The organism is Pseudoneobacillus rhizolycopersici (assembly GCF_054786815.1).
The window spans coordinates 21,865-47,890 of the sequence record NZ_JBTOOE010000012.1 but is presented as its reverse complement, the minus strand read 5'-3'; the positions used below and the strand labels follow the sequence as shown (position 1 = coordinate 47,890).

Here is a 26,026-nt window from a genome sequence, read left to right as displayed (position 1 = left end):
TTGGACTGGGACGGTCCTGTCCTTACGTCCCAGCAACTGTCCTCTCCACGCGAACAAATACAGCCAATTTGTCCACGGGAGGTACCTGACACGCGATTCTGGAACGCACGACCTGTCCCCTTGGACCACAACCCTAGCAAGCAATCCATTTATCAACTTCCAAAAAGTAAAGATATACCGTCTCTACTTTTTCCCCAGTCATTTCTTCCCAAGCAGCCTTATAAAAGGTTAACTGGTCACGATAATAGTCTACTAACTTCTCATAATCTTCCTCATGCTTAGCCCGGTCTGTTTTATAGTCAACAATTGTCCAAGCGCCATCTTTTTTATAAATTAAATCAATGATACCCTTTACCAAGTATGGCTGCTTCCCTTCTGGGTCCTTACTAATGAAGCCATAAAGTCGGTCGCTCTTCTCAACCTTTAGCGAAAACGGAACCTCGGTTAACACTTGTTCTGCAATGAAAAGCTCCTTCCAAAGGGAAGATTCCTTCACCTGTTGGAGGTACGCCCAAACCTCCTCCTCTCTCTCCACAGGGAGATGATACTTATGTAATGCTAGTTTCACATAATTAGATAAATCATGGCCTTGAACAGCTTTTTCCATGACATCATGTACCAAAGTTCCCCATTCCTTACCGCCACCAGACTCACGTTCGATGGTAAAATCAATGCCCTCCTTATCCTTTGTAGGGCTCCAATGTTCATAGGTTTTTTCTTTACTAAATTCGAGCCAAAGATTCTTGCTTACTGTTTTCGCTTGGAATTCCGCTAAGGTTACCTCATGCACAGAACGTTCTCTGCTATCAGCCTCTAACTCTGGTATTTCCAACTCCTCCATATGTTCCATTTCAAAAAGAAGATTCCATGGATTCTTTTTGTTGTTACCATTCGAACTAATGATGAGGGCTTGTTCCGCGCGAGTAGCAGCAACATAGATAATGCGCAACTCTTCTTCCATTAAATACTTTAATTCTTCGGCCTTATGTTCTTCCCATTCTAATGGAATGGCAATTTCTTTGCTCTGGTATCCACTTTTTACTTGAAACATAAAATACCCTTTAGAGGATTCGTCCTCGCGTTTTATATGCTTACTTAAGTATGATTCAGGATTAACCGTTTTAGCCGGATGAGCAAGAAATACAAACTTAGCCTCTAACCCCTTTGCTTTATGAACATTCATGATTCGGACTGCATCCGCCTCTTCCTCAAGGTTAGCCACTTCTGTTTTTTCAAAAATGAATGTCGTTAACGTGTCAATCGCTTGTTTATAGGTTGTACTTCCTTCAGCCTCTAGCTTTCTTAGCCTTTCCACAATCTGGAGCAAACTCTTAAAGGTACGTTTTTTTCGGCCATTATGTAGGAGTAAAGGATAAAATCCAATTTCCTCTAAAATTCTCTCTATGGCAGATGTAGGTGTTAGGTTGCGAATTAGCTTTTGACAAAGCTGCAATTTATTTAACGCTAACTCAAATTTAGACTTTATTTCAAAAGACAGCTCTCCAGGTACATCGGAATAGATCGAGAATCTGCCTCCAGCCAGCTTCCATTGATACAGTTCTTCATCACTAAATCCAAAGAATATCCCGCGTAAAACAGAGACAAAGCCTACTTCATCGGTTGGGTCCACGAAGGATTTTAATAGGATCCATAAATCTTGGAATTCTCTCGTCTCACCAAGGATGACCTCACCGCTTACGCTCACCGTTATTCCCATTGATTCAATCATATTCGAGTAGGAGGCAACCCCGTCGTTATATCGTGTAAGTACCATAAAATCCTTGGCCTTATAGCCTTGTTTGATGAGGCTTTTAATCGTAACGGCAATATTCTCAGCATCCTGAAGAACCACTTCATCCTTTTTCGTAAAAGAGGCTGGTACGGATAATCGTTTGATGCCTGAAAAGCCGTTTCGCTGATCCTCATGATAGGAAATTAACGGTCGATAAGCAGCTTGATAATTCGATTCTACTTCAGGTAAATGCTTCACAAATACGCTGTTTAACTCACTCGTTACCGAATCAAGGGATCTGAAATTCATCGTTAACTGAAGAACTTCTCCATTATGTTCTTCAATTAATTGTTTTACCCTATTGTACGTATCAATATCAGCACGACGAAAACGATAGATGGCCTGCTTGGGATCACCGACGACAAACAAGGAACCCTTGCGCGGCTTACAGCTTGTCCAGTTCGTTTCATGGATATCCTCCGCTGCTAAATAAAACATAATCTCTGCCTGAATCGGGTCTGTGTCCTGAAATTCATCAACTAGTAGATAATGATATTTTGCCTGAAAATAAGCACGAACCTCGGCATTGTCTTTTAATAGCTTTGAAGTATAAATCATTAAATCCTGAAAGTTTAATAGCGAACGTTCCTTTTTAAGCTGTTCATACCCTTGCAGAGCATCTTTTATGAAGCCAACGATTCTAAAATGAGCATACTCCTTCCATGCTTGAATCAGAGGTTTGATTTTTACATCGAAATGGTCGGACACTTTATCTCGGTAAAACTTGGCATCCTCGTTTGTACTCCATCTATTTTGCACAACAGAAAGGTTTTTGTTAAAAAGCTCGAAAATGGTTAAGATGTTTTTCTCATGAGAGTAATCCAAAAATCTATCCTTTTTTAAAGCCGTTAAGACGGCAGCCTGTAAGACATCATATCCCCTATCTGGCTCTTCTTCAGGAATGCATTTCTTCGCTTCTTTTATCAAATTGTTGAAAGATTGATAGTCTGCAGTTAGGTCCGGCTTTGGAAGCTCTTCCGTCACCCATTCCACATCTGAATATTCCTTCAGGTCTTTTAACCATGGAAAAAGCTGATCTACTGAGATTCCTAGCTCCTCTAGTTCTTTTATCTTTGCCGGTGCATTCTCCATCATGTCAGTTAAGTAAAGTTGCCACGCTTCCTCTAAAACATCGACATCGTCTGCATCTTCAAGCTCTTTGAAGTTTAAATCCAAACCTGCTTCAATTGGGCGCTCCCGAAGCAGTTTGGCACAAAAAGCATGAACTGTTCCTAAAAAGCAGCGTTCGATATTTTGCATCGCCATTCCTAAACGAAATTGTATATCAGGGTCTTGTTCCTTTTTCCAGGCATCCTCAAGCTTAGCTTGAAACCGGACCTTCAACTCATCCGCTGCCTTACGGGTAAATGTTATGGCAACGATTTCCTCTATTTTGGCGGTTCCTGTATAAATAAGATTCACCATTCGGTCAACAAGGCTCGTTGTCTTTCCTGAACCCGCTCCCGCTTCAACAAGAAAATTCGTATTCAACTCGTGTTTTATTTTATCGCGTGCCGCTTGATCAATCACTGTTTTAGTCATAAATTCGCACCCCCTTTAGTTTCTGATTTGATTGCTTCGCTTCAAGTGTATCTTCGTCGTAGAAATGACGTCGGCAAACCAACTGGTAATCACAATATTTACAATCATTTTCATCATCCGTCATTTCGAAATGACCATGGCGGATGATGTCAATTAACTTCTCCAAAATTTCCATACCATTCGTTCGAAGCGTTTGGTCTTGCCTGCGATTATAGCGATCGGCCATTCCTTTGACGGTCGGAAAATAATAGGAGCTCTCTTGAACCGCACCTTCCTCGAGATTCAAATGCTGTTCAATCGCTAACGCATAAATCATATGCTGCAGCTGACGACCACCCTTAAAAGCACCTTTTTTGTCATAACCATAGGTGCTTCCTGTTTTATAATCAATAATATGGTAAGACCCGTTCGTTGCTCGGTCTATCCGGTCTACGATACCAGAAACCTTCATTTTTCCTAATGAGAGAGTAATCACCGCTGGTTCCACTCCGTCCCTACCAAACAAATATTCAAAATGCAACGGGTCATAATATTTGGAATGTTGCTCTTCTTCTTGTAGAAAGATTTTACAACACTCCAACATATCCGTTAACTCTCGCAGGTAGACTCTTTCATTAGGAGGTGGAATCAGTTCCTTCTGCTCCTCAATAAGCTGAGAGGCCAAAGCTAAGAGCTTATCCACATGAATGGCATAGACCGGTTTCGCCTTGTCTTGCTGTAGTTGTTTATAAAACTGTTCAAAGATACGATGTAGCAGGCTTCCTCTTGTTGCGGCATCAAGCCAACGATTCGCATCAAAGGAAACATCCTCCACAGGCTTCAGTCGTAACACTTCCTTTAAAAAGTAAGAATACGGACACTTCGCCAATGTTTCCAGCTTGCTAGAACTCATCGTCTTCTCTTGATTGAGACACGGATCAAATAGGGCAGCATCAATAGTCACTTTGCCATCGTACTCTGAAAAACTTTCCTCCGTTCGAGCCCTCTCCGCTGTTAACCCATGCCGGATATTTGCGAAATGCTCGAAAACACTTCCAGTAATAGTGGTTGCATCCTCATTGGTAAGCTGATCACACCAGAAATCCTTCTCTTCTAAAATATCCGTGGCTACTAGAGTGGAATCAAGAGACTTTAAGTCGTTAAACTCTGCTTCCTTGTTACCGGTCATCATTCGGTAGCATTGTAAAACAACAAAAGCCGGATTCATAACACGATTGCCATTGATATCAAAATGACAATAACTCACCGTTACTGGACCAGTCGAACCAGCCAATACCTGTAGCAAGGCGTAAAGATTTTCCTGACCTTTCTCACCCATCAAAGGAAGGCCATGATATAGTTGAGCTCTCTCAGTATCGAGCAGTAATGGGTCTTCACCTGAGTTACCAGGAAACTTTTTATTATCCAAGCCGACCACAAACAGATGTGATCGATTGTTGTACGCCCCACTCTTATAAGAAGCAATATGTAAATGACCTGGCTTCGGACGTGAAGCATTCACTTTCAAAGACAGCAACAAGTCAGTCACCTTTTCAAATACCTCATAGCTCGAAAGCGTTTCATCCGCGTACGGAAGTATTTTTCCGATTTCCTCTAGTAAGGTGAACTTAGCGATTTCGTCTAAGGCAGAACTTGTTTTAGCATGATTTTTTAATAGAAACTCCATCCCCTTAAGCAAAGCTTGAAAGTTCATGGAAGACTCTAATAATGGTAGCTTTTTAAAAATAGTAGCAAACCATTCGCGTAACCAAGCTATTTCACGGATAAGAGTTTCATAGGAAGGTGGGTCTGTTTCTCGTTCGTTCAGGCGTTCTAATTCTGAATTCAAGAAGCTAATGTATCGTTCGGGTGACCAACCAATTTGCAGGTCACGAAGCACTTTAGAAATCCTAGCTTTCGAAGGTGCTCCCTCCCCAAACTCCAATACCCCCTCATTTAACAGCTGAATAAAGGTTTGAACACTGTAATTGGATTGAATCCAACTAATCATTCCCGATAACAATTTACCAGGACGACTGAACCCAATCGACAACCCATCACCGAAGGTCACAGGAATAGCTAGCTTTTGCGAAAGCTGATAAAAAATGGTGCTATAGGATTCTGAACTCGTGTAATAGACAACACAGTTGTCGAGAGGTGTTCGTTCCTTCTTGATTTTTTCTAAAATTTGTTTGACCTCTAATTCCTCCGTCTTAGCCGTAAAGATATGTAGGTTAGGCTGTACGCTAGCATCCTCCTGCTGGTAAAGATAGCTGAGCGGTGTAGGCTCCCCCATTCGAATAGAGCTTAAGCTCGTCCCTTCCGGAGGTTTCATTCCAAAGACAGGTGCTAATGGCAGCTTCACGACAGACTCTGGGAGGATTTTATGAAGAAATTTCTCCTCTAAATGGGTGAGTTGTAAATGAGACTGTAGAATCCACACTTTAGATGAATCCATTTCTACATTTTCAGTGGCTTTGGTTAAAAGAGCGGCCCTGTCCACAAAAGAATGTGCCTGAAGAATTTCTTCGTACTCGGTAAGAATTTCAGCAATATCAGCTACTTTCGCCGCTGTAATAAACATTGCTTTATTCAAACTGTCCTTCGTATAATCTGCAAGTCGCAAGGTTTGAATCATGCTATAAATCGCATGGCTAAAGGAGGGAGTGATTTCCATATTGTTAAAATAACGGAGAGCTCCCTTTTCCTTCAAATTCTTTAAAAGACTGAAGGTAAAATGCACGCCAACTGTGTGGTCTAATAAATCCATTGGCTGTGAGGATGAAAGCTCAATTACATTTTGAGCTAGGTCCAAAACCGTGCGATATTTAAGATTAATCGCACGATGGCCTGCCTTTGTATATGCTTCGATGATTTGTTCACCGATGGAGTGAGAATCAACAATGACGACTTTTTCTTGGAAGGGGAACTTGGTACAAATTTGATTTAGTTCACTTATTAGTGATTGCATGGTTGGCCTCCTTTTATATGTAAAATTGGCTGATGGAAGGGGAAATCAGATTTAAAACTCTATTTAATATTACCATTATTTACAAAAATCGAGTCATTTTTTATATAATAAAAAGCAGAAGTTCTATCACCAACTTTGGTGAAGTATAACTTCTGCTATCATCATTTAGTTGAAAGAGTATTTGGTACTCCTAGTTGGAGAGTATTTTATATGGAACTGGTGTGACAGGTCTGTCCCTGGGAGGATGTCCCTTGGCCGTACGACTGTCCCCTTGGACCATCGTATAAAAACAGCATCGGATTATTCAGATGCTGTTTTCAGTGAAGAAGGTATCCTGTCAACATCAACTAAATGGATTAGGGACAGAGAACCTGTCCCTAAGTTCCTGGGGGGATCTTTTTCGGTTATGATGGAACTTTTTAGTAGACATGAGAATTTTGAGTGTAATATAATTTAATTACGGTGTGGAAGATTAGGGTCTGCTTAGTTCTTTTAAAAAAACTATTATGAAGCCGTCAAAAGAAAATCCACTAATAGAAAAAGATAAAAATCCTAATAAAACTAATAGCCAAGAGTGCGAATAATAGAGTAGGTACATAAAAGTGAAGAGTGGTTAAAAAGGCTAAAACATAATTAAGTAGCCGTTAGAATAAATCCACGATATAGATAAGTAAAATCCTACATAACCAAGCCAAGAGGGCGAATACAAAGAATAGGTACATAAAAAGTGAAGAGTGGTTAATAACAGGCAAAATAAAAATTAAATTAAAAAGAGAAGAACTGTTTTCCCTTACCCATCACGCCGAAAATAAACTCGGAGGGTAAAATAAAATGAAACCATTCTTCACTCGTATTAAACGTACTATGATTAGTAAGAGATTCTGGGCGGAAGTAACTGCCAAGGTAATTATTGCTTTAATTATTTGGGTTGTTCAAACGAAGCTTCTATAGAGGAATTTTAACCCCTTCCAAACTGCTTGGAAGGGGTTTTGTTTAGTAACAGTTCACATCATTTGAGATTTGTAACGATAGATTATTTTAGTCGTTTTGTAATTTTTATTATGTCATTTGTATTTATAGATAAACTAGGAAACTTTAAAAAGTCGATGAAAAAAACAGTATCAACATATTTACGACGGTTGTCGTTCACTTCAATTTGTTGAATTCTACTTCTAAATTGCCGTAAACATGAAGGATATCGAATTCCTTGAAAATAGTGTCTGCATAGGCTTTTTGGGCTGTGGTTATATATTCAAAGGCACTACTTGAAATCAAGTTTTTTTCTTCCTGGAAATAGCGTCCTTATTTCGTCCGCCTGCTACTGCTTAAATTTATTTAGGAACGGATTGTAAGACTACTAGATCCTCGTCCTTTTCGTCTTTTTCTGTTTTCAACTTCTCCAGACTTTTACGGACCTTGTTTTCCTGGATGCGGTCTCAGGTCAATACTCGTCTTTGAACCGCTTCCGGGATCTCTTTTTTTATTATATGAAACGGATCTCTAGTGCTAGTTCTTCCAGATCCATGGGGACAGGTTCCTTTTCCCATCTGTCAGAAAAATAGTATTGAAGTGCTGGGACACGAAACTGTCCCCTATTACCTCTTGAAGAGTGATCATGAAATCAACCGCCTGAAGAGGAAGTTTAGCATCAGCGACAATCTCTCCTAACCTTTTCCTCATCCCTTCTAAGCTTGCATGTTTAAACTTTTTACTCCATTCATCAATAATGGAATGGGTAATTTGAAAACTTGGATACGATTCACGAATCAATTTTAATAAATCAAATGTCTTCTGTTTAGTCATTGAGATCAAACTCCTCATCAAGATACATCTTGATCGGTGATTTTTGGTTCACGTACGCCTCAAACTTTGGTCCAAATATCGTCAGCGGTCGTAAGAATTTGTTCCAATATGGATCATCCAGCCATTCCTCCGCTTTTAAATCAATTACCTTTTTAAAATCTTCCAGCGTAAAACCTTCATTCCAACGGGCGACAATCAACTCTTGCGTTTTTTTCGATTTCGCTTTGTAATTGGATTGGGTTTTAGCATTCAAATAATCAATAATTTGCTCGAATGGCACAGAATTCTTTTTCATTGTTGTATTCTCTGAAGTAATCTCTGGTATTGGTGTGGTCAGATCGGTCTCTGTAGCGTTCCAGTTTGTACGATTAGCCAAATCAGGTTGAACAGAGATTGGGTCAGCCGTGAGGGAGCTTGCATCCTCAAAAGCTGATAGCATCTAATAATCAATGCTGTACCACTTTGTATTGTCGAGCTTGAACTTATTCCAATTGGCGGTCATTAACAATCCCTTTTCCTCCAGTGACTTCACCACCCGCTTAATCGTACTCTCTGACCAAGACGGCAGCTGCTCCTGCCAATCCTTGTACGTGTTGTAAATCCAAGTTCTCCCTTCCTTCACATGTGAACTTTTCACTAACCAATAATGGACCTGCTGCAACACAACCGCTTCATTAACCCCAATCCGCACCGCCAAGGACGGCAAAATGATAATCGGACCCTCACTGATTAATAGCTTACTCATACTTCTTTCCTCCCTTTTCATGGTGATGGAGCTTCGAGTCGGAGCTGGTCGCCTCGACCCGTTCACTCCTCTCACCTTATAAATACAAATGAGGATGGCAAAACGGACAGGGTGAATTTTAAAAATTTTGGTGCTTGTAACCATTCCTTAATAACTGAAACTTTTTTCTCATAAAAATCAAAAAATCCCTGGAGTCACCAATAGTTTTGGTGAAACCAGAGATTCTATCGGCTTATAATTGGCAATAAGGAGTAGGAGACTTTCTTTACGCTATGAGCAACAAAATTAGTATTGTTACGTGATACATTTGATAGACATTTTCTCTTTGGAACAAGTACGGTCCCCTTCTGTCCTCCCTCCGTGGACAAATTCGTTATTTGTCCTCGGGAGGCACCTGACTCGCGATTTCGTGATTTACAAATAAATAGAAAATGGCCACCGTTTTCGTAGAAAGGTAGGCCATTTTATATTAATTTGGTACTGATTTACTTAACTTGATGGCTATGGTAGCGGACACTCTATCGTTAATTTAGTACATTGACCATTTTAATTGGAACCACCCACTATTTATCTCCTACAATTCATCATCCTCAAGCGGGTACCATCTAAAATAATATTCTGCAGAGTTTTCATCATAGTTTTTCCAGCTAAAATAATTCCGATCCTTTGGCTCATTTTCATTTTTGATAATACTAATATCACTAAATGGAACTATTACTCCTGGAGCAGGATAATAATATCTCCCAGACACTTTACTATTTTTGTTGATTTGGCTTAAGATGGTCCCGATTTTTTCTTGATGTTCTTTTAATAAACGTTTTACCTCTTCTCTAGTAGATGCATCATAATATTTATTTGGATTTTGTTTTCCTATGTCTCTGAAAAAACTTCCATCGAACCAAGTCGATGTCCAATAATCAGAACCTCGATGTGACCCTACCACTGCAAACGTAAACTCCGCTTTTCCAACTGGCGTGTACAAATAAGAAAAGTTTTCTTTTAAGAATTTAAAAACCTCGTCTTCTGTTTGGAATTCTCGTTCGGGTAATTTTATTTTACTAAGGTCTACATTTTTGTCTTGATATTCGTTTTTCCAAGACCATGATTGAAAATAAGTTACAAGCTCTGACCGATTGAGTCCTACAGCATATTCGTAGGGATTCGAATAACCTTTCCATGCTGGGTCATCATTTGAAATGTTATGCGGACTGAAATCTTTATAAGGTGGGAAGCCATATTGTACTAACAATTTGGCAATATTTGTTTGTTTTTTTGTAATCGCATACGCTAAATAGGATCTACCATCTGAATTGCCAAGTCCATCAGGATTAACTTTATGAGTTTTTAAAAGCAATTCAGCCAGTTTATATTCTCCACTATCAATTGCTATTTGTAATGGTCTAAGGTTGAAATAGGTTCTGTCGTTTACATTTGCACCATAGTCAATTAATAACTGAATCATTTCGTAATTCTTGTTATTTATGGCTGGATACAACATAGATACTTCGCCGGAATTAGCATTGGGAAAATATTTCCACAAAGTATAATTTCTTAAATATCCATTGGGATTAGCACCAATTTCTAATAAAAATCTGACTTCATCGATGTCATCTTTATTAATACTGTCAAATAAAAGATCATCAATCGACACGCTAAGAGTGTGATAAACAAAAGCAGCCATTTGAGCGCGTGTAATAGAATCGCTAGGTTTAAAATCTACCTCAGATTCAGATGAACTTTCCGTACTGTTTCCTTGCATAATACCGAAAGCAATAATGGTTTGAACATATTTATATGCCCAGTGATTCGTTTTCATATCTGAAATCGAAAACCTAGAATTAACAATTGGCAACCCAAACGCTTTTACCAAAACGGTTGCCATTTGAGCACGAGTAAGTGGTTCTTTCGGTTTAAAGGTTCCATCTTCATATCCACCGAAAATACCATCTTTTGTTGCTGCCTGTATGTACTTTAAGTTTTCATCGTTTGATTCTATATCTCTATAAGATATAGAGTTTAATGAGGGGTCGTTAACCGATATACCCTTTGCTTTTACTAGTATTCGAGCAGCCATTTCTCGAGTCATAACTATGTCAGGCATATAACGATCGTCATTTAAAGGCTCAGCAATTCCCTTTTCCTTTAACCATTGTATTTCTTTGTATGCCCAGTATGATTGAGGTACATCAGAAAATGGTACTGTCTCACCTACTTTAGTGGTGGTAGTTGCCAATACTATTTTAGTGTCATTTCCGAAAATATTCGTAGGGCTGGTCACAAAAAAGCCGGTTAAGGCTAGTAGCGAAACAAGTGTAATAGAAATACTTTTCTTTTTCATTTGAACCTCCTACCAAATGGATTAACTACTAAATATAATAACATTTAACCTTTGAGATTTGGAAACTTCAGTAATTATTTTCCTATATGTGCCATTTACCTGCAAAGAAGTCCCTAATTGATCTAATGAGACAACATTTTAAAACACGGAAGGTACCTGACTCACAAATTAAAGTTTAATAACCGAATTTCCCTTTTAGAATTTTCCACAGTCCAGTTCCAACCATGTTGTCTGCTACCTCTAAAATTTGCTTTATGACCTTAAGAACATCTTCATCACCTGCCCAATGTTTTTGAACAATTTCAGGGCTAGAATTATTAATTATACCATTTAAGACATAGGCAGCTATTGCCACATCATCCACATAACCTACCGGCCCTGTTAACGCTTCAGGGATTAGGTCGACTGGAGAAACAAAGTAAGCTATTGCTGCTGCTAGCTTTGCTTTATCAGCTACAGAAACATTTTCATCAACTGTTAATTTACATAAAAGATGGAACAAATCCGGACCAAACATTAATATATCAGCAAACTTGTTAATCTTGCCATCTTCACTTATCTTCCATTCTTGCATTCTTCTTCTAAAACTTTGATAAAAATCTTCTTTCTCCATAATTTCGCCTCCATACTATTTAATCTAATAATAATTTTCGACACTATTTTCATTATTCCCTTGTTAAATAATGGATTTTTCAAATAATTTTTTCACCTTGCATCTTCCTTAGAAGAACCCGCAAGATGATCCACGCGGACAGGTTCTCTGTTCCAGGGACGGTGGTGATGATTGCGGATTTATTGAGCTACTTATGCGGAGTTTTAAGATAGTAGATGCGGATAAAAGAGCCACCATTTGCGCCTTCCACAACTCTCAACTTACTTCGATTATATGTATGTATGTTTGTTTGTTTGTAATAAAGGTCTATTACAAATATGTTATAATAGAAAATAATTGAATTATTATGTTTTATTTTACAATTATGACTATTAGGAATTCGAATGGAGAGACTAAAATATTGAAAAAAACATATCTAATTTGGGCTTCTCCCTGTAAAATCAATTCCAGGTATGACTGATATTGCAATCGTGGAAAGTCATAACATAACTATTTCCATTTAAAGCTGATGTAATAGGTTGTTCAGTTTATCCTACTTTTATTGGGGACAACTGATCAGCCTTTTATTATCCACTAACTTCCATCCTCTCAAACATTAGGGCCAATGAAATGTACCTGACAACGCTTTCATTGGGGAAATTGAGATTATTGATAAGCAATTAAAGAATACAAACAGCCATTGAAACGAACTCTGTTCTAATGGCTGTTAATATATTTTGTGCTTTACTAACAGTGGCTATCTTCACCGCACTTACTGGCTCAGATGTTCGCAATCAGTGGCTCAAAATTACGCACTGCTGGCTCATTCTATCCGCAATACTCAGGTGGACTGATCTGTCACATTGGACCTTATGACGGTAGCCATATTCTGAGATATGTGTGGAAAGATACTTGGCTCCTTTGCAAATGGATAGCTCTTTCTCCAGGACGATGGACACTGTACTAGGGACGCTCCTGGTCCCTTCTCCACTCTCCAATCAAAGGTAACAGAGAACATACAACTTAATTCCCCTGATTTGCTTTTTCAACGGAATATTTTAGTAGAAAATCCTTTATTTCACCCTCACTTAGAGTTGCCTTTTTTGGAATTCCATATGCTTCACCGACTAACCTGTCAAGTTCACTATGAAGGTTTATCAAAGTTGGGTAAGCATGATTATAAATTTTTGTTAACCCTATTCCTTTAAGTGCCATAAGTCTGTTTCTTTCGTTGATTATATCTTCTGCTATCATGGAAATTTTACTTTTTAAATCGGGTTCTATTTCTGGAAATGGATAGGTTTCTAATATAGTGGTTGGTGTGTACCGTAAATCGCCTTTTAGTGTTGAACCATGCATCCAAGCCCAGATTTTGTGAAACTTGGAGTTTAAAATTCCACAAGTACATAAATCATCTGAGGCAATTGCTACAACACCATTATCAGGCAAGATATCTTTAGGAACAAATGTGAAGTGAGGTTCTTTGCAGTGCCTAGCCACTACTATATATTTTTCTAATTTTGCGATGTGTTTTCGAAGAGTAGGACGGCTTTTATGAAATTGCCACCAGTAGAGTTTGCAGTGATAATTATCAGGAGTATCGCGTAATTTTTTTCTGCTTGGCAATACTTTAGCTTTAATTATTTTTAATGGTTCAATATATTCCTCCGCTTCTTCCAAAGGCATATTATTAAAGTCTATTATATATTTATCGAATTTTACTAGTGGATTTGACTGAAGAGCTCTAGCAGTTAAAAAAGGTCGTATTACCTCTTTATTTTTCGAATTATCCACTATTAATTTTTCGGCAGTTTCATAATCTATAATAAAACCTGTGGAACGTGGTGTAACCCCTTGAAATCCCATACCAGACCATATGGATCTCTGTTTTTTGGGTGTTCCTTCGTTTATCTCGGAGGTTAAACTCGACGATATCGTTTGGACAAATTTACCATTCAATTCCTTATTAATATTGCTTATTCCTTTTTCCCAGTTAACTATACTTACATGAACTGAAGCATCACCGTTCCAAACCATAGAAGACCATGCATTATGAATATTACCATCAGTATTTAGAATATAATCTAAGCTAGCTTTCCTACTATGATTCTCCCTAATTGTATTTGTACCAATTAGCCCGGCCCTAGCGTGTTGTTTCATTTCATCATGGACTTTTCTGAAAAAATATGTACATAAATCAGCCCTTTTATTATGATCCTTATATCTTTTATTTAGTTTATCAACATAATCATCCCCTAATGCCCCTCTCATTCTCTTTGCTCCTAAAAAAGGCGGGTTACCGATATATACATCCACGTCTTTTGGCCATTCGATAAATAAAGAATCTCCACATTTTATTGTTGATAAATCTGGTAAAGGTAAGTCTTGTTCTTCTATACTCAACTCTTTATTAATTAGTTGCTGGCCAACCCATAATGTTACTCTTGCTAGCATTACTGCAAATTCGTCAATATCAATACCAAATACATTTGAGATAGGAAAAATCGCATTAGGTTTCTTTGTTACTTTACTGCCAAGTAATTCTGTTTCACGATCATGAATTAGCCTTTCAAGTTTTTTTATTTCTCTGTAAGCCACATACAAGAAATTTCCAGACCCACATGCAAAATCTAAAATTTTATAGGTTTTTAGCCTTCTCTTAGCATCAGTTAAATCTTCAATCGATTTAATCCTTTCAATAATAGAAAGCCACGGCTGTACAATTGTTGGTTGTACGATTTTTTGAATATCAATTTCCGAGGTATAATATGCACCTAACTTTGATCTGTCTTGCTCGGCCAAACTAAATTGAAATAGGGTGCCGAATATTTCTGGCCTGATATATGACCAGTCGTGGTCACATGCAGCTATTAATCTTTTTATCTCTGAATCTAATAAATCTATAACAAACACGTCCTTAAACAATCCCCCATTAATATATGGAATATCCCTCCCCCTTCTTTTACGCTCATCAATTTCATTTAAGCGTTGGAAAAGTAAAAATAACACATCACCCGTAGGCTCTTTTTTCTGGATACAATTTTTAAGGGCATTTGTAAAATGTTGTCTGGGAATTAACGAAATATCCTCTGCAAACATTGCGAAAACACACTGTAAAATAAAAAGTCTTGACTCATCTGGGGAATATCGGGACAACAGGGATTTATATACCCAAATCGTATGGTCAGCAGCCTTCACGGTAACTTGTATTTGCGTTTCCGGAAAAACCGGTTCACCATCTATCATAAATAAGAGAGATTCAACATTCTTTTCTAGCTCATCAATTGCTATGGTTTTTAGAGGTTTCCCATATTGTTGTCTTGGGTCATGAATCTCTATACTATGAAAATTGCTTAACAAAACGTATTTAGGACTTGGATTTAACCGGAGCCAATAATTATAAGCCTGATCATAATGTTTTGAGAGTTTTTTTTCTGAAGGTCGTTTCATCTCAATAAGTAATTTATCTGGCCAAACAAGGTCCGCTCTAGTGCTGTCGCTATATATTTTTTGCTCAAAAACAGCCCCAACCTCTCTTCGGTTTAGACCAAAACAAGAAAAGAATTCATTACAAAATGTTTGTGCCTCCTCTCGTTCGGTCCCTTGGTAATGACTCCATCTTAATGAAAAACTTGTTAAAGCAAATTTAATATCTTGTCGATCCATTCCCTCACCCCAAAAAGATATTATGTCTGTTTTATCTTATGAGTGGGAAATTTTGATTAGAATTTTATTTTTCAACAGGATTTTCGTCCTTAAAATTGCATTAATTTTCCTTTCGTGGGTTTGGTAATAAATATTAATTTTATTCCATTAATGAACTGCCCCCCTATGTCCTACGGAAAAAACATTTTCCAATTTCCTTCATACTAACTTCTCCACAGAAGGTACCAAAACATCATTTTTTGTGGGTCCTTGAGGACTGGCTCTTTGTCACAGTTTTTATTGACAGTGAATACTTATTAGCAATGGTTGAGACGATGGACCTGTCCCTCAGTCCCTCGTGAAGTATAACTCCTGCTTTCATAATCTGTCAGCATATATTTAGTCGTCGCAATATACACAATAACCCTTCCCATTAGTAATAGGAACAGGAGCACAACAAATTGAACAAAGGACTAACTCCCGTTGATTGTATTTCTTAGCTTCCTCTTCCTCTAGCTTTTTTTTTTCTTTGGATCAACTACTAGTGGCAAACATGTCAATGAATTTTCTGCCATGTAAACGACAGCGGTGTAGGCTTGTGTGAGGATTTTGTCGTAGGCGGTCGCTTCTCTCCACTTTATGTTTACCGCTAACGGGGACATGGGTCCCACGACCCGAATACAAAGTGTCTATCAAATGTGTATAATCAGACCCAGTGTAGTAGTTTGTTGGTTTCTCTCTCTTTCCTAAACCTTAAGATAATTGGTATTTTCATGAGTATTCCTCCTTCAAAATGGAATGAAATAAGCACCTACCGAAGTAGATGCTCAATAAAAATCTAATTATTAAAAAGGGAGTAGCAAAATACCATTTTTTAATTGCTCGATGGTTTCCTTTGCTTTATTATAACCCGATTTACTCACTCGGCTGTCTGCATCCAGTAACTGCTTAAGTGCAAAATCAGCTTTACCAGACCGGATGATTCGAACGGCAGAGTTAACTCTTACCCTTGTTCCAGTTACATCCTTATCGAAGTAACCATCTTGGTTTCTATATTATTCCTCAATCAATTTCGTTTTTAACCCTTTGTCATTAAGTTCAGCAATTCTGGTAATCATATCTCCAAGTCTCATTCCAAGAAAATTCTGTCCTGCTGACTGTACATCTCGTAAAATATCCTCATCGCTTCTTCCTTTATATTCCACTGTTTTCACCCCTTGTACATTTACAGGGAAATTATACCATGTAAAAATGTAGCTAACACTTGATTTTACAGTTCTATATATGGGACAAAGGGACATTTATCCCGTGAAGGCAACCCTTTTTCCAAGAATGTTTTTTATTACAATTAGGTTAATTCAACTTATTCTCTTAAATTAAACCTTTCTTTTTAAACTCTTCAATCATTTTTAATTCTTCAGGGGTTGGTACTGGAGATTGTCCTTCTTGAACTGGGGTTCCAGATTGATTTAGTCCCCATTCATTTAGTAGTATTAACAACTCATCCGAGATTCGTATGTCTCTTTCTCGAATTTCATTTAGCCCCCAATCATTATGCTGGTTAGAAAGGTTAAGTAATAACTGTACTTTTGATTTCTTGTAGCTATCTTTTTTCTTTTTAAAGTATCCATTACTTGCAATAATGTTTAGCTTTTTTTCAAACGGAATCTTATTTCCAATATGTTCTACTAACTCTTTTACTTCTTCATCGGAATTGCTTGGAAAATAACTTGACTGCCATTTTTGCGGGAGAATATGCTCTATTTCCCATTTATCAGGAAGTAGTTCATCCTGACTTTGATAAGCAAGAATTTTTAATATCATACGGACTGTATGACGGTGAGCCACTCTGACCTTTCCTTTTAATTCCTGTTCATCTACTTTAGCAAAGTCAAATATTGGCCTAGAAGATTTAATAATTTCAGAGTTTAAATTTAAGATTCCTCGTTTTACTGCATTAATAGTTGGCGTAACAATAGACCTTGCCGCCAAAATTGCAAGTAATTTCTTAAGGAATTTCAAAAATAGTCCCTCGAAATCCTGCGAATCATGATATTTAAGATAATAGATTACCACTGGATACTTCCAAAATTCATTTGGGTACGAGGTTAAACCATCAAGCACTTGTTTAATTTCAATATTTTTAGACCAGTCTTCATCTTCGATTTCTACACGATTATTAACCACCAGCCATAGGTTAAGCACCGTATTTAAATTTTTCATCACGTCGTTCTTATATAACTGCTCAAAATTATTCCTTGAATAGTATTTCCTTAATCCTGGTGTTGTTGTATTTCTATCGTTTTCTAATGCTCTCAAATAGAACATATAATAATAGAACAGTTTTTGAATGCTTTCATTCGCATTTGTAGCATCTTCATCAAGTTGCTGCCATTTTTCAATAAATACTGCTTTCCCTTCAGAATCCAAGTGATTATAAATCTTTGCTTTAAAGATATCTGCATCGGATAAAGCTAACCCTCTATCGTTCAGAGTTGAGAAGATAGTTAATGCGGTATCTTGTGAATCTGCTGTAATTGGCAATAAAATTGCTTTGTTCAAAACATTTCGGATGAACCAGAAAAATAACTCTGGCTCACTAGTAGCATATTTCTCTATTAGCTCAGTGAATAATTTGTAATTTACCGAGTAGTTATCTTTAGAACCTTCTTCAATCATACCACTGATCAGAATTTTGGCGAAAGTTTCGTTTCCTTCATCTCTCATCACCCTTGATTCAATAAGCGTTTTTTCGAAATTAACCTCTGCAGTTAATTCATCCTGTTCCCATAATGCAGATTCAATTTGACTCTTAAAATTTTTCACTTCCTTTGTTTCTGTCATTGAATTAAGTTTTGAGTAAAGTGCACGAAGCAATAAAAACAAAGAAGTGATTCGTTGTTGGCCATCTATAATTTCCTGTTCATCATTCTCATTCTCGTAAGAAACAATCGTTCCGAGAAAATAAGTACTTTCATTATCATTTTTTGTGTATTCTGCTAAATCCTCAAAGAGCGTTTGAATTTGTTCGTCAGTCCATGCGTATGGACGTTGATACTCTGGGATAATGAATTTATTAACTTTGCCTGTTTCTAATAATTGTTTGACACTCTGTTTGTTCACTTCGATTGTTGTAGCCATTGTCTATTCTCCGTTCTGTACCTTGTCATTATTTACAATCCGTTACCCACTTCAGTCAATATGACAGTTTAATACCTGATAACCGAACTTTCAGTAGCTTTTTCGTTATTCTTTAAATTATTCTCTGCATATTTCACCCCAAATAAATGATCTTTTGCTATTTGGCCCCCTCCTCCAACTCTCATCTAAAAAGGTTCTCATTTGTAACGAAATTTTTTATAGTACTTTTTTCGCTATATGAACAACAAAACCCTTCAAACATATTGATAAATATTAAAGCATACTAATAATAGAATCGAAATCTTCGTCAGACAAATCCGGTTCCCTCATTATTGGGTTTATATCAACACTCCGTCCCATTGATATGCACCTACTCCACAAACCGCCCAATCTCTTTCCGAAACTTAAGCTTCACCGTCCCAAGCGCCCCATGTCGATGCTTGGCAACAACGATGTCCATTGTGTCCTTTTCGACCGCGTCCCCACCTGGGTAATAGTCACCTCGGTGGAGAAATAGAATAATATCGGCGTCCTGTTCAATTTGGCCGCTTTCTCTTAGGTCGGACAGCAATGGTAGTTTATTTTGCCTGCCTTCTAGGTTTCGGCTAAGCTGAGAAAGAGCGACGACCGCGACATCTAGCTGACGGGCCATCTCCTTCAACATCCGGCTCACTTCGCTGATTTCATTGTAGCGATTTCCCTTATGCTTGGGGTCGCCCTGCACCAACTGAAGGTAATCAATGATCACCAGAAACTTCTTTTCATCCCCAAACTCCCGTTTAATTTTGCGAACCTTAGACCAGATTTCATTTAACTTTAAGCCCGACTGATCAATAATGCGCAAGTTCGCCTTCGAAAGGACACCCATAGCTGCCGAATAGTTCTTCCAATCGTTCTCATCGAAATCTCTCTTCGGGTAAGCCATTTTAAAATTATGAATACCACCCAAACAACTAATTGCTCGTTTAACCATTTGGGCTTTGGGCATTTCTAACGAAAAAATGATACACACATCGGTCTCGACCGCCTTTAACGCAAGGTTCACCGCAAACGCTGATTTCCCCACACTTGGTCTGGCACCGACAATGACCAAATCCTTTGGCTTCAGCCCCTCCATCAGCAAACGGTCCAAATCGGCAAAGCCGGTTGCGATTCCTGGTAATACCGTGCCATCCCGCTCGGTTTGATCGTATAGCTCGACCAGCGAATCACGAATCAATCCGACATCATCACCTGCTCTTCCAGCTTCAATCGCCATCAGGTTATTAACCCCACGTTGAATCGTATCGGAAATGTCATTGGTCCAAGTTTCTTGTAAAATTTGATTGGCAACCTCGACCGTTTTACGCTTTTGAAAATATTCCATCACTAAGCCTTCATAGTAAGAAAAGTTAGCTGTAGTCGGACAACTTCTCGCAACCTCCATAATAAAACTAACTCCACCTATCTCATCCAAGAGCATTAAACCAGCTCTTTCGACAACCGATACGATATCAATCGGTTTACCATCTCGATCAAGCTCCTTCATCACCATAAACAATTTTCGTAGCTTCCGAGAATAAAGATGCTCCGACTCAATAGTACACTCCTTTATCAATGATTCATCTTTAAAAATCGCCCCAACGACCGCTTGCTCCGCCTCTAAATGATAAAGTCCAAAATCCTCCATACTTATCTCAGAATCCCTAAAATTTTCGAGATGATTTTTCGCGATTCTCTTATGCTGCTTTCGGAGGCAGGCTTGTAAGGTAGATAGAGATACGACTTCGTTTCCTCTGGTGTTGGATATGTACCTGCCGGGGGAACGAGCATGAAATCAACCGCCCGAGGAGGAAGCTTCGCTTCAGCCACAATCTCCGCTAACTTTTTCTTCATTCCTTCAAAGCTTGCATATTTAAACTTTTTACTCCATTCATCAATAATGGCTTGCGAAATTTGGAAACTTGGATACGACTCGTGGATCAATTTTAATAAATCAAACGTCTCCTGTTTAGTCATTGAGATCAAACTCCTCATCACGATACATTTGAATTGGAGATTTTTGGTTTACATATGCTTCAAACTTCGGTCCGAATAAGGTCTGCGGTCGTAAAAATTTGTTCCAATACGGATCATCTAGCCACTCCTCCGTTTTTAAATCAATCACCTTCTTGAAATCCTCCAACATAAAGCCTTCATTCCAACGGGCGACAATCAACTCTTGCGTTTTTTTGGATTTCGCTTTGTAGTTGGATTGGGTTTTAGCATTCAAATAATCAATAATCTCCTCGAATGGCACAGGATTCTTTTTCTCTGTTGAATTCTCTGAAGTATTCTCTGGTATTGGTGTGGTCAAATTGGACTCTGTAGCGTTCCAGTTTGTCCGATTAGCCAAATCAGGTTGAACAGAGGTCTGGTCAGCCGTCAGAGAGTTTGCATTCTCAAAAGTTGCTAACTTCTGATAATCAATGCTGTACCACTTTGTATTATCAAGCTTGGCCTTATTCCAATTAGCGGTCATTAACAATCCCTTTTCCTCCAGTGACTTCACGGCCCGCTTAATCGTACTCTCCGACCAAAACGGCAGCTGCTCCTGCCAATCCTTGTACGTGTTGTAGATCCATGTTCTCCCTTCCTTCACATGCGAACTTTTCACCAACCAATAATGAACCTGCTGCATCACAACAGCTTCATTCACCCCGATCCGCACCGCCAAGGACGGCAAAATCATAATCGGACTCTCACTGATTAATAGCTTACTCATCTCTGTTTCCTCCTTGTTATTTCGGATAGAGCCACGAATCGGTGCATGGTCGACTCGACCCGTCCACTCCTCTCACCTTATAAATACAAATGAAGAGGGCAAAACGGACAGGGTGAACTTTTGAAAAATAAAAAAATCTCTAAAAATTTTGGTGCCTGTCACCATTACCCTAATAACTGGAAACTATTTTCTCATAAAAATTAAAAAATCTCTGAAGACACCAAAAGTTTTGGTGACACCAGAGATTCTCGCGGTTTGTAATTGGCAATAAGGAGTAGGAGATTTTCTTTCCGCTATGAGCAGCAAAATTAGGTAATGCTACGTGATACATTTGATAGGCATTTTTTCTTTGGAACAAAGACGGTCCTTTCTGTCCTCCGCCCGTGGACAAATTCAGGTAATTTGTCCACGGGAGGTACCTGACTCGCGATTTCAAAAGCGGCGCTAATTTAATGTTCTTCCAATAACCATCGTTGTTCATGCACTACAATTATATTTTAATGTTTATCTTTATGTCGAGGACAACGACCATTCCATTCTATTACCTTTTGACTTGGAATTTTAGCTATACAACCGTTTACGCTACACTTTTGGTATTTACTATCTGGATTTTTCAAAATTGTTTCCTGCTTAAAATTTTTTGAATTATTTTTTTCACATAATCCCTTAGTAGAGGAGCATTAGGAAGAACTCTTACGCTTATTTCCCGTCTAATACTTCGATAGATTGGATTATTCTCAATAACTCCTATGGAAAATAAATTATGAATTGATTCGATACTGCCGTGATAGATATAATACCCATCTTTACTTGCTCCCTCTAGCATTCTTAACAATATTTCCATTTCATGTGTTGTTATGTTTTTTATCATTCTTTCAAGCTTCTCTTCGGAAATCACAAGCTTCTTCTTCGTTTCACGGTGTTGTTCTGGTTGAAGTTTACTTCTTAAATTCATCTTAATTAAATTTACTCGAATTCTTTCCTCCAACCAATAAAGTGTTGGGTTCTCATCCAGCATTCGAAACTTTTCTTTCTGTCGAATTGCTTCTGGACTTTTCTTAGGAATTTCTACTCTGTTATTCGTAAAAGGATTCTTTTCACGTTCTCCAATAAAAAAGACTGAGTTTTTTCTATTCCTAATTTTCCTCTTTTCCTGTTCAATTAGTTCTTTTCTTTTTTGATCATGAGATAAAGCTTGGTCAAGTTTTGTAATAGTTTGAGATATTTCTTGGATACAGGTGTTGATTCCGTTTCGGAGTTGGTTGCGGTTAAAACGTAACACAGCTTGATAACCGTTTGTTATTGTCCATACATCTCGAAGCGAATCTCTATACCATTGTTCTTGTTGGTAATGGTGCGGGCCGTCACATTCAACCACCACTCGGCAATAATCCCCGTAAACAACGAAATCAAACTGAAAATGTTTTTGTTCTTTTCTTACATATACCTGTTCATCAAAGAAAAAACCGCTTTCTAGAAGAGCTTCCCTCATAATTACTTCTAGTTCAGTTGCTTGATTATCCATATATCACCTCAAATATTACAAAGGAATAACCAATACAGGCAAAAGATGAATCAAAATAATTATTCATCCTTTTGCATTGTAGTGCTAATCTTCCCAAACATCTTGCATTAGTTGGTCAATTTCACTTTTTAACTTTTTGGTCTCTTCCTTAAGCAAAGTTATCGTAATTTCTAGGACATCTCCCACTTGAGCGTCAGATGGGAGAATTTCTCTTGGTAAATCCTTCGTTTGACCATCTATTTCGACTACTGCCAAGTCTCCTTCGAACCGATCAATAATACCTTTCATTCTTCATCACTTCTTTTCTGTAGAAATAGTAATCTTTTCTCCATCACTAGTAACAATAATCGTTCCTTTTTGATCTGTTCTATAAACCTTTGACTTAATAGTATTTAATCGAGTAAGAACTTCATTTGTAGGATGCTTGTAAGAATTTTTTGCACCGACTGAAATAATGGAATAGGTAGGTTTTGCTACTTTTAAAAATTCACTAGTCGTTGTTTCCTTTGCTCCATGATGACCCACTTTAAGAACATCTACTTTGGATATTAATTTTTTTGCTAACATATCCTTTTCAGCTTGAGTCTCGGCATCTCCCATAAATAAGAATTTATTCTTATTGTAGGTTAATTGTAGAACGGCACTCCAATTATTTAAGTCAGTTTTATTGTAATCCTTAACTGGCCCAATAAACTTCGCCTGGATACTCTTATCATTTAGTGGTAAAGGTACATCAAGTTTGGCTGTCTTGATTGTTAATTTTTGATTTTTCACGGCAGTCAAGAAATCTTTAAAAGCTTGTGTAGTATGTTGTACTTTCGGGGCATACACATTTTTGACCTTAAAAGCAGCCAATACTTCATCTAGTCCACCTATGTGGTCAGCATCAGGATGAGTTGATATTAAAACCTCAATGTCATCGACTTTTTGTTTTTTGAGGTAAGCTACTACCTTAGAACCACTTGCTTTACTTCCACCATCTATTAAAATATCATCACCAGCTGGAGTTTTTATATAGATTGAATCACCCTGGCCGATATTAATATAATGGATGTTCAAGCCTTTGGTTGGCTGAACTTGAACCTTGTCATCTGATTTTGGTGAATCAGTTTTTGGTGGTTCATCTGATTTTGGTGGGTCAGTGTTTGGCTGATCCTCTGAATTTGGTGGACTTGGAAATTTATATCCCTCCAAATCTATTTTATCGGCAGTTAAAGTAGCCCCACATTTTTTATTAGAATTGTGGATCTTAATCAAAGCAATAAGTTCGTCTATATTTGCTGCTGTTCTTGCTAGTGCAGTAGGTGAATGTAAAAGATACATGCAATCAGAGGTTCTAAAATGACCTCCTAATTCATCTCTAGCCCCATTATGTGCAATTGACTGGGTAGGAAAAACCGCAAATAATAAAATTAAGATCAAGATACCATGAATCTTTCTCATATAACCAAATCTCCCCTAAAATTTACTTAATAAGGAAATAATATCATATAAAGTACAAGTATAATAGAGATGTTAAGGTCCAAAGTATATTCACGGCTACATAAACTTAAAGTTCGTTCAAAGTTTGAAATAACTGTAAAGCTCCAATTTTATTAATAAAGATAAATCAACAAAATACCTATTATATTGAAAGGTAAATTAACTTAAGCATATTTGAAACATGTAGATAGTGATAGTATCAGTATATTCACGTAAGCTTCACAATCTATCTGTTATGAATCTGTTATAGTCAAGTTAGGGGTAAATGAATCACAAGGAACTGTAAAGAGGTCCAAATATGGAGATAAACTACTACCTTGACACATCATAAAGTCTTTGTATAGCAACATGAGCTTTTGATCCACTTACATCAGTTAACTCAAGAAACCCTGTTGTATTTGATAAATCCCTATTCATAAATTCAGAGTATTCTTCTACTCCTTCATATTTAAACCCCATATTCACTTTTTAATATTTCATTAGGTGGTATCTTAATATTCATCATATGCTAAACGATACCAACGACCGTCTGGCTTATTGTAAAAGCTATTGTGTTTAAACATATATATTTCACTTTGAGCTTCAATTAAAACTAATTTTGCATCCTTGACCATGTTTATGTTTTGACCTGTATTTAATATATGACCACTAACCCCTAAAGTTCTATTTCTTTTTTCCCCAACCGCTGGAATTTATGTAAAAGTTGTATTCTGAGATAGATGAATTCCTAACCTATGGGTGGAACCACTATTTTATCTCTTTCACTGTACATTAAATCTATATCATATTTTGTCGCTGCATTTATACTAGTACCTTTACGTACAGGAATAAAATGATCTCTTCCATTAAAAGATTTAATTAGATGTGGTTTATTTTTTCGGGATATGAACAATTACAATATTCTTCCCTTCAACTTCTTCTTGATAGAACCCAACATCCATTGGCTCAACAACCTTTTTATATACTAAACCAACTATCCTAGAAGAATCGTCATAATTACCTTGTGGAAAAGGTAAATTAAAGAAGTCACCAGTTCAGTTTTTCCATCTAGTCCTATAATTATATATCCATCCCTCCCTGTGTATTTGCCATAGCTGTTACATCCTTGATAAATTCTTCTTCCCCCTTACTTTGCTTAAAATCCCACCACTCTTTTTTTTAGTTCGATATTTAGATTTTCTACAGTTCCTCCGTTTTGTATATATTCTTTTGAAAAAAATAATAAATTAACAAAAATAAGGAAATACTGTTAATTTATATGAATTTAATATGATATGATAATTATGAAAAATAGACTAGGAGGAAGATTAGATGCCAGAACTTAAGACTCGTGACATATTTATAAGCCATGTTTGGAGAAAGGAGCAAAACTCGGAGTATTATCGTCTGGTGAATTTGCTAAATGAAGCAAATAATTTCAAATGGCGCAATTATTCAGTACCGGAACATGACCCACTAGGAGTAAAAACTGATAAAGACCTTCGTGATGCATTAGATAGACAAATCCAACCAGTAAACTGTGTGCTTGTTGTTTCAGGAATGTATGTTAATCACCGAAAATGGATTCAAGAAGAAATTGAAATTGCAAAAAAGTATAATAAGCCTATTATCGGTATTGTTCCCTGGGGACAAGAAAAAGTTCCTACTGAGGTACAAAATGTTGCAATTGAAATGGTTAAGTGGAACACAAGTTCAATAATCGCAGCAATACGAGAACATTCACTATAA

Annotated in this window: 18 protein-coding genes; 1 reads left to right on the top strand and 17 read right to left on the bottom strand. The window is 37.5% G+C overall.

What is annotated here, in order from left to right:
* Window positions 1–133: 133 nt before the first annotated feature.
* The 17 genes from ACX9YW_RS13510 to ACX9YW_RS13430 all read right to left on the bottom strand — a co-directional run bounded on the left by ACX9YW_RS13510 (window position 134) and on the right by ACX9YW_RS13430 (window position 24,259).
* On the bottom strand, window positions 134–3,334 hold the full coding sequence (locus ACX9YW_RS13510; RefSeq protein WP_460347200.1) for a UvrD-helicase domain-containing protein: 3,201 nt from the start codon (window positions 3,332–3,334) through the stop codon (window positions 134–136).
* Window positions 3,327–6,284 carry a PD-(D/E)XK nuclease family protein gene (locus ACX9YW_RS13505; protein WP_460347198.1) on the bottom strand — a complete coding sequence of 986 codons (2,958 nt, stop codon included), beginning with the start codon at window positions 6,282–6,284 and terminating at the stop codon, window positions 3,327–3,329. Before ACX9YW_RS13505 ends, ACX9YW_RS13510 begins: the two co-directional genes overlap by 8 nt.
* Window positions 6,285–7,430: 1,146 nt before the next feature.
* Window positions 7,431–7,559 carry a hypothetical protein gene (locus ACX9YW_RS13500; protein ID WP_460347197.1) on the bottom strand — a complete coding sequence of 43 codons (129 nt, stop codon included), beginning with the start codon at window positions 7,557–7,559 and terminating at the stop codon, window positions 7,431–7,433.
* A 231-nt stretch (window positions 7,560–7,790) separates the two neighbouring features.
* Window positions 7,791–8,087: a replicative helicase loader/inhibitor gene (locus tag ACX9YW_RS13495; RefSeq protein ID WP_460347195.1), complete on the bottom strand. Its 297-nt coding sequence runs from the start codon at window positions 8,085–8,087 to the stop codon at window positions 7,791–7,793.
* On the bottom strand, window positions 8,080–8,526 hold the full coding sequence (locus ACX9YW_RS13490; protein WP_460347193.1) for a conserved phage C-terminal domain-containing protein: 447 nt from the start codon (window positions 8,524–8,526) through the stop codon (window positions 8,080–8,082). Before ACX9YW_RS13490 ends, ACX9YW_RS13495 begins: the two co-directional genes overlap by 8 nt.
* On the bottom strand, window positions 8,527–8,832 hold the full coding sequence (locus ACX9YW_RS13485) for a hypothetical protein (RefSeq protein WP_460347191.1): 306 nt from the start codon (window positions 8,830–8,832) through the stop codon (window positions 8,527–8,529).
* Window positions 8,833–9,406: 574 nt separating this feature from the next.
* Complete coding sequence (locus ACX9YW_RS13480) at window positions 9,407–11,170, bottom strand: S-layer homology domain-containing protein (RefSeq protein ID WP_460347189.1); 1,764 nt, start codon at window positions 11,168–11,170, stop codon at window positions 9,407–9,409.
* Between the two features lie 175 nt (window positions 11,171–11,345).
* Window positions 11,346–11,783, bottom strand: coding sequence for a YkvA family protein (locus ACX9YW_RS13475; protein WP_460347188.1), 438 nt, complete (start codon window positions 11,781–11,783; stop codon window positions 11,346–11,348).
* Between the two features lie 1,002 nt (window positions 11,784–12,785).
* Entirely contained in the window at window positions 12,786–15,428 is a 2,643-nt protein-coding gene (locus ACX9YW_RS13470) for a class I SAM-dependent DNA methyltransferase (protein ID WP_460347186.1), read from the bottom strand.
* Window positions 15,429–16,462: 1,034 nt separating this feature from the next.
* Window positions 16,463–16,612 carry a hypothetical protein gene (locus ACX9YW_RS13465; RefSeq protein WP_460347184.1) on the bottom strand — a complete coding sequence of 50 codons (150 nt, stop codon included), beginning with the start codon at window positions 16,610–16,612 and terminating at the stop codon, window positions 16,463–16,465.
* A 166-nt stretch (window positions 16,613–16,778) separates the two neighbouring features.
* On the bottom strand, window positions 16,779–18,548 hold the full coding sequence (locus ACX9YW_RS13460) for a DUF262 domain-containing protein (RefSeq protein ID WP_460347182.1): 1,770 nt from the start codon (window positions 18,546–18,548) through the stop codon (window positions 16,779–16,781).
* A gap of 370 nt (window positions 18,549–18,918) precedes the next feature.
* The gene (locus ACX9YW_RS13455) at window positions 18,919–20,217 is read right to left on the bottom strand and encodes a replicative DNA helicase (protein WP_460347180.1); all 1,299 of its coding nucleotides are present in this window, start codon (window positions 20,215–20,217) and stop codon (window positions 18,919–18,921) included.
* Window positions 20,218–20,219: 2 nt separating this feature from the next.
* On the bottom strand, window positions 20,220–20,546 hold the full coding sequence (locus ACX9YW_RS13450) for a replicative helicase loader/inhibitor (RefSeq protein ID WP_460347178.1): 327 nt from the start codon (window positions 20,544–20,546) through the stop codon (window positions 20,220–20,222).
* Window positions 20,539–21,291: a conserved phage C-terminal domain-containing protein gene (locus ACX9YW_RS13445; RefSeq protein ID WP_460347176.1), complete on the bottom strand. Its 753-nt coding sequence runs from the start codon at window positions 21,289–21,291 to the stop codon at window positions 20,539–20,541. Before ACX9YW_RS13445 ends, ACX9YW_RS13450 begins: the two co-directional genes overlap by 8 nt.
* A 613-nt stretch (window positions 21,292–21,904) precedes the next feature.
* Window positions 21,905–22,816, bottom strand: coding sequence for an endonuclease domain-containing protein (locus tag ACX9YW_RS13440; RefSeq protein ID WP_460347174.1), 912 nt, complete (start codon window positions 22,814–22,816; stop codon window positions 21,905–21,907).
* 84 nt (window positions 22,817–22,900) lie between these two features.
* Window positions 22,901–23,104, bottom strand: coding sequence for a DUF3006 domain-containing protein (locus ACX9YW_RS13435; RefSeq protein WP_460347172.1), 204 nt, complete (start codon window positions 23,102–23,104; stop codon window positions 22,901–22,903).
* 6 nt (window positions 23,105–23,110) lie between these two features.
* Window positions 23,111–24,259, bottom strand: a complete 1,149-nt coding sequence (locus tag ACX9YW_RS13430) for a ComEC/Rec2 family competence protein (RefSeq protein WP_460347170.1) — start codon at window positions 24,257–24,259, stop codon at window positions 23,111–23,113.
* Between the two features lie 1,350 nt (window positions 24,260–25,609).
* Here ACX9YW_RS13430 and ACX9YW_RS13425 point away from each other — a divergent pair.
* Entirely contained in the window at window positions 25,610–26,026 is a 417-nt protein-coding gene (locus ACX9YW_RS13425) for a TIR domain-containing protein (protein ID WP_460347168.1), read from the top strand.

Bases quoted from the DNA above. Each gene is read 5' to 3' on its own strand.
- ACX9YW_RS13510 (WP_460347200.1), bottom strand. From the start codon at position 3,334: ATGACTAAAACAGTGATTGATCAAGCGGCACGCGATAAAATAAAACAC.
- ACX9YW_RS13505 (WP_460347198.1), bottom strand. From the start codon at position 6,284: ATGCAATCACTAATAAGTGAACTAAATCAAATTTGTACCAAGTTCCCC.
- ACX9YW_RS13495 (WP_460347195.1), bottom strand. From the start codon at position 8,087: ATGACTAAACAGAAGACATTTGATTTATTAAAATTGATTCGTGAATCG.
- ACX9YW_RS13490 (WP_460347193.1), bottom strand. From the start codon at position 8,526: ATGCTATCAGCTTTTGAGGATGCAAGCTCCCTCACGGCTGACCCAATC.
- ACX9YW_RS13485 (WP_460347191.1), bottom strand. From the start codon at position 8,832: ATGAGTAAGCTATTAATCAGTGAGGGTCCGATTATCATTTTGCCGTCC.
- ACX9YW_RS13480 (WP_460347189.1), bottom strand. From the start codon at position 11,170: ATGAAAAAGAAAAGTATTTCTATTACACTTGTTTCGCTACTAGCCTTA.
- ACX9YW_RS13475 (WP_460347188.1), bottom strand. From the start codon at position 11,783: ATGGAGAAAGAAGATTTTTATCAAAGTTTTAGAAGAAGAATGCAAGAA.
- ACX9YW_RS13470 (WP_460347186.1), bottom strand. From the start codon at position 15,428: ATGGATCGACAAGATATTAAATTTGCTTTAACAAGTTTTTCATTAAGA.
- ACX9YW_RS13460 (WP_460347182.1), bottom strand. From the start codon at position 18,548: ATGGCTACAACAATCGAAGTGAACAAACAGAGTGTCAAACAATTATTA.
- ACX9YW_RS13455 (WP_460347180.1), bottom strand. From the start codon at position 20,217: ATGGAGGATTTTGGACTTTATCATTTAGAGGCGGAGCAAGCGGTCGTT.
- ACX9YW_RS13450 (WP_460347178.1), bottom strand. From the start codon at position 20,546: ATGACTAAACAGGAGACGTTTGATTTATTAAAATTGATCCACGAGTCG.
- ACX9YW_RS13445 (WP_460347176.1), bottom strand. From the start codon at position 21,291: ATGAGTAAGCTATTAATCAGTGAGAGTCCGATTATGATTTTGCCGTCC.
- ACX9YW_RS13440 (WP_460347174.1), bottom strand. From the start codon at position 22,816: ATGGATAATCAAGCAACTGAACTAGAAGTAATTATGAGGGAAGCTCTT.
- ACX9YW_RS13435 (WP_460347172.1), bottom strand. From the start codon at position 23,104: ATGAAAGGTATTATTGATCGGTTCGAAGGAGACTTGGCAGTAGTCGAA.
- ACX9YW_RS13430 (WP_460347170.1), bottom strand. From the start codon at position 24,259: ATGAGAAAGATTCATGGTATCTTGATCTTAATTTTATTATTTGCGGTT.
- ACX9YW_RS13425 (WP_460347168.1), top strand. From the start codon at position 25,610: ATGCCAGAACTTAAGACTCGTGACATATTTATAAGCCATGTTTGGAGA.